The sequence below is a fragment of the Enterococcus sp. FR204 genome (assembly GCF_031143325.1).
GTDB lineage: Bacteria > Bacillota > Bacilli > Lactobacillales > Enterococcaceae > Enterococcus_B > Enterococcus_B faecium.
Window position 1 is genome coordinate 62,369 of record NZ_JAKZIW010000008.1, and the last position, 7,354, is coordinate 69,722.

General features: G+C 37.4%; 9 protein-coding genes and 1 other annotated feature. Of the genes, 5 read left to right on the top strand and 4 right to left on the bottom strand.

Annotated elements, in window-relative coordinates:
• Both mvaD and mvk read right to left on the bottom strand, forming a co-directional pair.
• Positions 1-978: a diphosphomevalonate decarboxylase gene (gene mvaD / locus RG571_RS03710; protein WP_002288232.1), complete on the bottom strand. Its 978-nt coding sequence runs from the start codon at positions 976-978 to the stop codon at positions 1-3.
• Positions 971-1,915 (bottom strand): mevalonate kinase, encoded by a 945-nt coding sequence (mvk, locus tag RG571_RS03715; protein ID WP_258430456.1) that lies wholly within the window; start codon positions 1,913-1,915, stop codon positions 971-973. The genes mvaD and mvk overlap by 8 nt, the downstream gene beginning before the upstream one ends.
• Positions 1,916-2,231: 316 nt before the next feature.
• On the opposite strand from mvk, the gene RG571_RS03720 reads away from it, so the two are divergent.
• Both RG571_RS03720 and RG571_RS03725 read left to right on the top strand, forming a co-directional pair.
• Positions 2,232-2,891, top strand: coding sequence for a deoxynucleoside kinase (locus tag RG571_RS03720; protein ID WP_181811527.1), 660 nt, complete (start codon positions 2,232-2,234; stop codon positions 2,889-2,891).
• Between the two features lie 83 nt (positions 2,892-2,974).
• Positions 2,975-3,880 (top strand): magnesium transporter CorA family protein, encoded by a 906-nt coding sequence (locus tag RG571_RS03725; protein WP_114635083.1) that lies wholly within the window; start codon positions 2,975-2,977, stop codon positions 3,878-3,880.
• 1 nt (position 3,881) lies between these two features.
• On the opposite strand, the gene RG571_RS03730 is transcribed toward RG571_RS03725, so the two are convergent.
• Positions 3,882-4,514 carry a pentapeptide repeat-containing protein gene (locus tag RG571_RS03730; protein ID WP_202765123.1) on the bottom strand — a complete coding sequence of 211 codons (633 nt, stop codon included), beginning with the start codon at positions 4,512-4,514 and terminating at the stop codon, positions 3,882-3,884.
• Positions 4,515-4,664: 150 nt separating this feature from the next.
• Positions 4,665-4,790: a sequence feature (ribosomal protein L20 leader region), on the top strand.
• 43 nt (positions 4,791-4,833) lie between these two features.
• On the opposite strand from RG571_RS03730, the gene infC reads away from it, so the two are divergent.
• From infC to rplT, 3 genes are all read left to right on the top strand, one after another.
• Positions 4,834-5,358 carry a translation initiation factor IF-3 gene (infC, locus tag RG571_RS03735; protein WP_002293357.1) on the top strand — a complete coding sequence of 175 codons (525 nt, stop codon included), beginning with the start codon at positions 4,834-4,836 and terminating at the stop codon, positions 5,356-5,358.
• A 71-nt stretch (positions 5,359-5,429) separates the two neighbouring features.
• Positions 5,430-5,630, top strand: a complete 201-nt coding sequence (gene rpmI, locus RG571_RS03740) for a 50S ribosomal protein L35 (protein WP_002289309.1) — start codon at positions 5,430-5,432, stop codon at positions 5,628-5,630.
• Between the two features lie 51 nt (positions 5,631-5,681).
• Positions 5,682-6,047, top strand: a complete 366-nt coding sequence (gene rplT, locus RG571_RS03745; RefSeq protein WP_114635087.1) for a 50S ribosomal protein L20 — start codon at positions 5,682-5,684, stop codon at positions 6,045-6,047.
• 60 nt (positions 6,048-6,107) lie between these two features.
• On the opposite strand, the gene RG571_RS03750 is transcribed toward rplT, so the two are convergent.
• Complete coding sequence (locus RG571_RS03750) at positions 6,108-7,274, bottom strand: site-specific integrase (RefSeq protein WP_114635089.1); 1,167 nt, start codon at positions 7,272-7,274, stop codon at positions 6,108-6,110.
• Positions 7,275-7,354: the final 80 nt, after the last annotated feature.

Consider the following 7,354-nt stretch of genomic DNA (forward strand, 5'->3'; position numbering starts at 1 on the left):
TTATTCAATAATCGCAATTCCTGGACCAGCATGGGCAGTAATTACTTGTTCTTTGCTAAATAATTTGGTAAATGTTTCTTGTACCTCAGATAAATGGCTGTTTTCCACTAAAACTTTGACATTAGGGCCAGCATCCATCGTAAAGTAGCATGGAATGCCTTGCTTTCTCAATTGCCGCACCGCATCCATCGCTTTTAAGCTGTCAGGAGACCAGTAAGTGAATGGAGGCTGGGCAGCTAAAGTCGTTCCATGCATTTTTAGTCCGTTTCTTTCCATCGTTTCTCCGAGAAGTTGGAAATCTTTTGTTTTGATTGCTTGTTTCAATTGATATAGATCCCCTTCAACGGAATCTAACCAGCCTTGATAAAAACTGGATGTTTCGACTGTCCGACGCATCCCATTTCTGCTGGACACTTCTTTTTTCTGGTCGTTGATCAAAACGAAAACCATTGCTAAATCGTCTTCGAAAGAATCGGAAGGGACTGGCTTAGCGTAAGAACTTAAGTCGTCATGGCCTTTTTCCCATTCGACGAAACCACCGAAAATACTTCGGCAAGCTGAACCAGACCCACGTCGAGCAAATCTTGAAAGAGAGAGATCGTCTAATCCAAGCTTAAGAGCAGTATTGCAAGCTCCTGCTAAAGCAGCTAGCCCGCTGGCAGAGGAGGCTAATCCAGCTGCGGTAGGAACGAAATTCTGACTGATTACTGAAGCTTTTAGTGAGAGGCCGGCTTCTTTACGAAAAAGGTCAAGAAACTGACTGACTTTTTTTGTTGCTTTTTCGTCTTGCAAGGTGCCATCTAGATAAAATTCATCTACCATATAGCTATCAGAAAAGATGACTTCTGTCTCTGTATAAAATGCATCCAATGTTAACGAAAGGCTGTTGTTCATTGGAAGGATGAGTTCTTCATTTTTCTTACCCCAATATTTGATTAGAGCAATGTTGGTATATGCGCGTGCTTTGCCTTTAAACATAGGTATGTACTCCTAATCCTTGTATCCAAGTTTCAGCAGCACCCGCATCTTCAAGTGCTTGACTGATTTCTTGGGCTTTTGTTTTTGTTTGTGCTAATGCGATCATACAGCCACCGCGTCCACCGCCAGTTAATTTGGCACCCAATGCCCCGGTATCTTTTGCTGTTTGGATCAATAGATTAAGAAAATCATTGCTGATTGTCAGCTTTTCCAGAAGTGATTGTGATTCATCCATTGTCTGTGCCAACGTTTCTGGTGAATTTTCAATGATTGCTTGTTTTGCTTGCTTCGTCAAGTATCCTAATTTTTGGATCATTTGTCCAGTTTCATGAGGCTGGGTTTCAAAGAGGTGAGCGACATCTTTGACGGCTTCTCTTGTTTGTCCTTTGATTCCTGTATCAGCGACAATCAAAAAAGCATCGATGTTCAAAGAAAAGTAGTCAAAAGGATGCCCTTTTGTAAAATAAATCGGCTGCAAGCTGCTAGTAGCGGCTGCATCGATTCCACTAGGATTACCGTGGGCGATTTTTTCCGAAAGCTGGACATTTTCTAATAGTATTTCACGAGACAAAGGAAATGCTAAGTAATCATAAAAAGCACGAGTGACTGCTGTGGCGACCGCAGCACTTGATCCCATTCCACGTTCAGCAGGAATCGTGCTTTCGATGGTTAGTTGCAAGTTTTTATGGATATCATGCTCTTTTTTTAAATGGATGAATAATTTTTTGATATTTTTTAATGTATGAGGAGCTTCGGCTAAATTTCCTGAATAGTAGGAAGAAACCAATTGATCGTCCATTGCATCCAGCTCTTCAAGGAATGCGGTGACTTTTGTTGCATAAAAAGGAAAGGCAATCGCCGGTTCTCCATAAACAACCGCGTGCTCGCCCATCAAGATAATCTTTCCGCTTGATTCTCCTTGGCCATAGTTTGCCATAATCTAACTCCTTCTCACGTAAAAGTGATTTTTAAGCAAAAAATAAAGCGCCCAAAACGAGTTGCGCTGCTTCACGAAATTTTTTGTCCGCTAAGGGTCTCAAAAAAACATTTCTTCTTTATTTTACTAAAATCATCCCAGAAGTAAAACTAAGAATACGTTTTCTAAAGGAAAAACCCTTTTTTCTTAAGAATTTTTTGACCTTTTTTCTTTTTTGACTAGAAAAAAATACAATTGACACTACTAGATATTGGGGGTATATTTAAAAAGGTTGGTGTTAAACACAATATTTAGTGATGAAGTGAGCTGGAGGTAAATGAGCGTGATCGTTTTAGCAGGTACAATTGGTGCCGGAAAATCAAGTTTGACAGAAATGATGGCTGAACACTTTGGTAGTCAGGCATTTTATGAATCAATTGATGATAATGAAGTCTTGCCCTTATTTTATGCAAACCCTGAACAGTATGCTTTTTTGCTGCAAATTTATTTTTTGAATAAACGTTTTGCAAGCATCAAACAAGCAATGAAAGATGACAATAATGTATTGGACCGTTCGATTTATGAGGATTCGCTGCTTTTCCATCTAAATGCAGATCTAGGAAGAGCGACGGAAACGGAAGTTCGTGTGTATGATGAACTGCTGGAAAACATGATGGAAGAACTGCCCTATGCTGCCCATAAAAAACACCCGGATTTATTAGTTCATATTCGTGTATCTTTTGATACGATGCTAGAACGGATCGAGAAACGTGGTCGTTCCTATGAACAATTGTCCTTTGACCCAAGTCTGTACGATTATTACAAAGAATTGAACAGACGGTATGATCAATGGTATGAAGAATACAAAGAAAGTCCAAAAATCCAAATCGATGGAGATCGCTACAATTTTGTGGAAGATCCTCAAGCAAAAGAAGAAGTCTTGAAAATGATCGAAGAAAAATTGGCAGAAATCCGCCAAACTGAATTAGCCATTTGATTTAAAGCTACTCAAAAAAGGATGCTCCTTTATTTGAGTAGCTTTTTTCTTTATACTAGAAACAAATATCAGGAGGATGGAGTATGCGGGAAAAATACTATTTTAATCAAAAACGTAATTTTTGGATCAATATACAGCAAGATGATGTGCTAGCTGTTAAAAATTTAAAAGAAGAATATGGCATCAGCGATGAGATGCTGACTTATTCTCTAGATAAAAATGAGCGGGCACGCGTAGAGTATAACTCTTTTGATGAAGTGTTACTACTTGTATCAAATGTCCCACACCAACAAAAAGTCGATAACCATTACGAAACTAGTCCTATCGCTTTTATTTTAAAAGAAGATGGTTTGTTTACATTTACCACGCCGAATACCGAGTATGTGATTCGACTGATTCGATCACTTTTGGAGCGAATGCCAGACATGAGTGTATACAGTTTATTGTTCCATACATTATTTTTAATTTCTGATTCCTTTTTTCCTTTAATCGAGGAAGTAAATAGCGAACGTCAACGGCTCAACCTAAAGTTAAGGGAAAAAACAACAAACAAGAATCTACTGCAACTTTCAGATTTAGAGATCGGTTTGGTTTACTTAGTTATAGGAACAAAACAAAATGTAGTACTTTTGGAACAAATCAAGGCATTGGCCATTTATCGCAAGTTGTCAGAAAAGGAAAAGGAAGAGTTGGACGATGCACTGATCGAAGCACGACAAGCAGTTGAAATGACGAACTTAGCTTCGCAGATTTTAGATCAGCTTTCTGGCACTTATAATAATTTACTGAATAACAATTTAAATGACACGATGAAGTTTTTGACTGTCTGGTCGCTGATCTTGACTGTACCGACTATTGTGACAGGATTTTTTGGGATGAATCTTAAGCTACCATTTACCCATTCCGTTTTCGGATGGGGAATCGCCTTGATCATCAGTCTGGTTTTATCTGTTTTGATGCTCATTGCACTATGGTGGCGGATTCGTTGATCTAGTCTTTGATCTGCAAACCAAGGGCTTGAGCAATCACAAGTGCTTGCTCCTGATTGACGATCATTCCTGCCAAATAATCTTGAGATAAAGCAATGGCAGTGAAGAAATTAGTCGTAAAGTCTAATCCCTTCAGAGAAGTTCGGAACCAATTCGAACCAGTTAACTGATTATCAGACAAAAAAAGATTTTTCCAAGTGACCTTATAAAATTCGCTGTCTTCTAACTGGCAATGATCGAAGGATACGGCTTTCAAGTTTGTGCTGCTAAAGGAAGCCATCGAAGCAATGCAGTCAGTGAAAGTGCAGTCTCTAAGATAACTTTCGGCAAAATTCGTACCTGTTAATTTACATTGATGAAACACGACTTGGTGGAAACTGCCACCAATCCACTCCAGATTGGAAAAATCACACTTTTCAAAAATGACATTACTACATTCAAAATGACGTAAAACTGTTTTTTGCATGGTCAGTTTTTGGACATGACTCTCTCTTAATACCATATTTTTGGCATCAAGATAGCTTTGATCACCTCCATTGATCAGAAGACCAGAGAGGATTTCTTCATCTTCTAAATAAAAATCTCCTTTTGCCAGAGGAGGAAGAGAAGGTGGAATAGGTTCGATTTTTTTCATGTGGGTTCACCTCGTTTTTCTTTAGTATAGCAAAGAAGCGGGAATCACTGCTAGAAAGTCTGCTAGACCAATCATTTTCAGAAAAGGAAGAAAAACTGTATGAAAAACATTGACAGAAGGATTGGTTTTTGCTATACTATAATGGTTGAGAAATAAAAGCAGAAGCACCCGCTTCTCGCCTTAGTTGATAATGTCGCTGGGCTAGATAGTTTTCACTGGTTCTATTAGGTGAAGTACGCGCGGGTTCTGTAAGAGAACTCGTTTTTTTATTGCCGTTTATTCGGTAAGCTTTTCTTTCTCTCATAATATTTGGAGGTGAATGACCATAGCAAAGGATATGATGGTTAACGACGGCATTCGTGCACGAGAGTTACGATTGATCGGTTCAGATGGTGAGCAATTAGGAGTTAAGACAAAAGCAGAAGCATTGAATATTGCAGAACAAGCAAACTTGGATCTTGTGTTAGTTGCCCCTGGTGCGAAACCACCAGTTGCGCGAATCATGGACTACGGTAAATACCGTTTCGAACAACAAAAGAAAGACCGCGAAGCGCGTAAAAAACAAAAAGTGATCAATGTAAAAGAAGTTCGCTTAAGTCCTACGATCGACTTGAATGACTTCAATACAAAACTTCGTAATGCACGTAAGTTCTTGGAAAAGGGCGATAAAGTGAAAGCTTCTATCCGTTTCAAAGGCCGTGCCATTACCCATAAAGAAATTGGTCAAAAAGTCTTGAATCGCTTAGCTGAAGAAACTGCGGATATTGCAACAGTGGAACAAAAAGCGAAAATGGACGGACGCAGCATGTTCTTGACGCTGGCACCGAAAAACGACAGTAAGTAATTTGAATGACTAACTGGCTGTTGGACAGCCGATAGTCGGATAACGAAAGATTTTGAGGAGGAAATATAGTCATGCCAAAACAAAAAACACACCGCGGATCAGCAAAACGTTTCAAACGTACTGGTAAAGGCGGATTGAAACGCTTCCGCGCGTTTACAAGTCACCGTTTCCACGGCAAAACAAAAAAACAACGCCGTCAATTGCGTAAAGCAAGCATGGTTTCTAGTGGCGACTTCAAACGTATTCGCCAACAACTAGCAAAAATGAAATAAGAAGTACAAATAACAGAATCTGAAGATTTTTTTTATTAGGAGGAATTATACATGGCACGTGTTAAAGGTGGAACAGTAACTCGTAAACGTCGTAAAAGAGTGCTAAAATTAGCAAAAGGTTACTACGGTTCAAAACACACTTTATTTAAAACAGCAAAAGAACAAGTAATGAATTCATACAACTACGCATATCGCGATCGTCGTCAAAAGAAACGCGACTTCCGTAAATTGTGGATTGCTCGTATCAACGCAGCGGCTCGTATGAATGGCTTAAGCTACTCAAAATTGATGCACGGCTTGAAATTAGCTGAAATCGACATCAACCGCAAAATGTTAGCTGACTTGGCTGTAAACGATGCAACAGCATTTACTGCATTAGCTGACCAAAGTCGCCAAGCCCTAGAAAACAACAAATAAAGGGGTATTCAATACCCGTGAACCCACTCTAACCAGTGGGTTTTTTTGTTATTTTTAAAATTAATCTAGGTTCATAAACTCTGTTAGCTTATCAACTGTTTGTTCTCTTTGTTTATCACTTAAATGTGTATATACGTTCAGTGTAGTTTTAACATTAGAATGACCTAAACGTTCTTGTGCTTCCTTTAGATTTATTCCTGATAAATATAGTAAACTTGCGTGGGTATGTCTAAAACCATGAATCGTAATAATTTTCAGGTCTTTTCCAGTCTTCTTTTTATAATGTCTGGCAATAGTTTGTAGCCATTCTTTTGGTATATTTGGTTCTAAAAAACTATTTTTATGGTTAGGAAATAGTAATTGTTTGGGGTTATCGAAAGTTAAGTTTAGTTTTTCTTTTTGTAATTCTTTCCATGTCTGTAAATAATTCAATGTTTGATTATCCAGAAATATTTTCCTGAAACTTGCTTTAGTTTTCGGTGGATGAATTAGGAACCTGCCATTTTCACCCTTTGTTAATGTTTTTGATACAAGCAAGTATTTTTCTTCAAAATTAATATCATTCCAAGTTAGTGATAAAGCTTCCCCACGTCTAATGCCTGTAAAAGCTAACAGATGAAAAAATATGAACCTTTGATGTTCAAAATTATTCTTGGTAAAGTTTAGGAATTCTAATAGCTCATCTTTTGAGTAAAAATTGTCAAACTCTTTATATTGATTCAAGTCAATATTATTATGGGGTAATTGAACAAATTCCATTGGATTTTTAAAAATTAATTCTAAATAATTGGCATGATTCATAACAGCGTTGAAATAATAGATATAACGTTTGAATCTTTTAGGGTGGATTTTATACCACTTATTAACTATTTCCTGACAATAAACTGTTGTAATATTTTGCACTTCTATTTCTTGAAAATACGGTAAAATATTATTTTTAAAGATACTAAGTGTTCCTGCATACGTGCTTTCTTTAACAATCCCTCTATATTTCTTTAGCCATAGTGTATAAACATCATTAAATGTTTTGTATTTTCTAGGTAAATATTGTTCGGTTGCAACTAGTAGACTCAGTTCTGCTAATGCTAAACTAGCTTCCTCTTTTGTTTCAAACCCCCTTCTTGTTGTTTTCTGCTTTTTACCAGTTTTATGATTAATACCTACATAAAAATCAAACATGTAATTGATTGTGCCGTCTTGCTTTTTGTATTGTTTAATTTGTGCCATAAAGACTCTCCTTTTATGGCATAGGATAAAGTTAGTACCATTATATGATATCTAGTACTAAAATTCGATATTTAATAAAT

Excerpts from the sequence above, each read along its gene's own strand:
- mvaD (WP_002288232.1), bottom strand. The coding sequence starts at position 978 with ATGTTTAAAGGCAAAGCACGCGCATATACCAACATTGCTCTAATCAAA.
- mvk (WP_258430456.1), bottom strand. The coding sequence starts at position 1,915 with ATGGCAAACTATGGCCAAGGAGAATCAAGCGGAAAGATTATCTTGATG.
- RG571_RS03720 (WP_181811527.1), top strand. The coding sequence starts at position 2,232 with ATGAGCGTGATCGTTTTAGCAGGTACAATTGGTGCCGGAAAATCAAGT.
- rpmI (WP_002289309.1), top strand. The coding sequence starts at position 5,430 with ATGCCAAAACAAAAAACACACCGCGGATCAGCAAAACGTTTCAAACGT.
- rplT (WP_114635087.1), top strand. The coding sequence starts at position 5,682 with ATGGCACGTGTTAAAGGTGGAACAGTAACTCGTAAACGTCGTAAAAGA.
- infC (WP_002293357.1), top strand. The coding sequence starts at position 4,834 with ATGACCATAGCAAAGGATATGATGGTTAACGACGGCATTCGTGCACGA.
- RG571_RS03750 (WP_114635089.1), bottom strand. The coding sequence starts at position 7,274 with ATGGCACAAATTAAACAATACAAAAAGCAAGACGGCACAATCAATTAC.
- RG571_RS03730 (WP_202765123.1), bottom strand. The coding sequence starts at position 4,514 with ATGAAAAAAATCGAACCTATTCCACCTTCTCTTCCTCCTCTGGCAAAA.
- RG571_RS03725 (WP_114635083.1), top strand. The coding sequence starts at position 2,975 with ATGCGGGAAAAATACTATTTTAATCAAAAACGTAATTTTTGGATCAAT.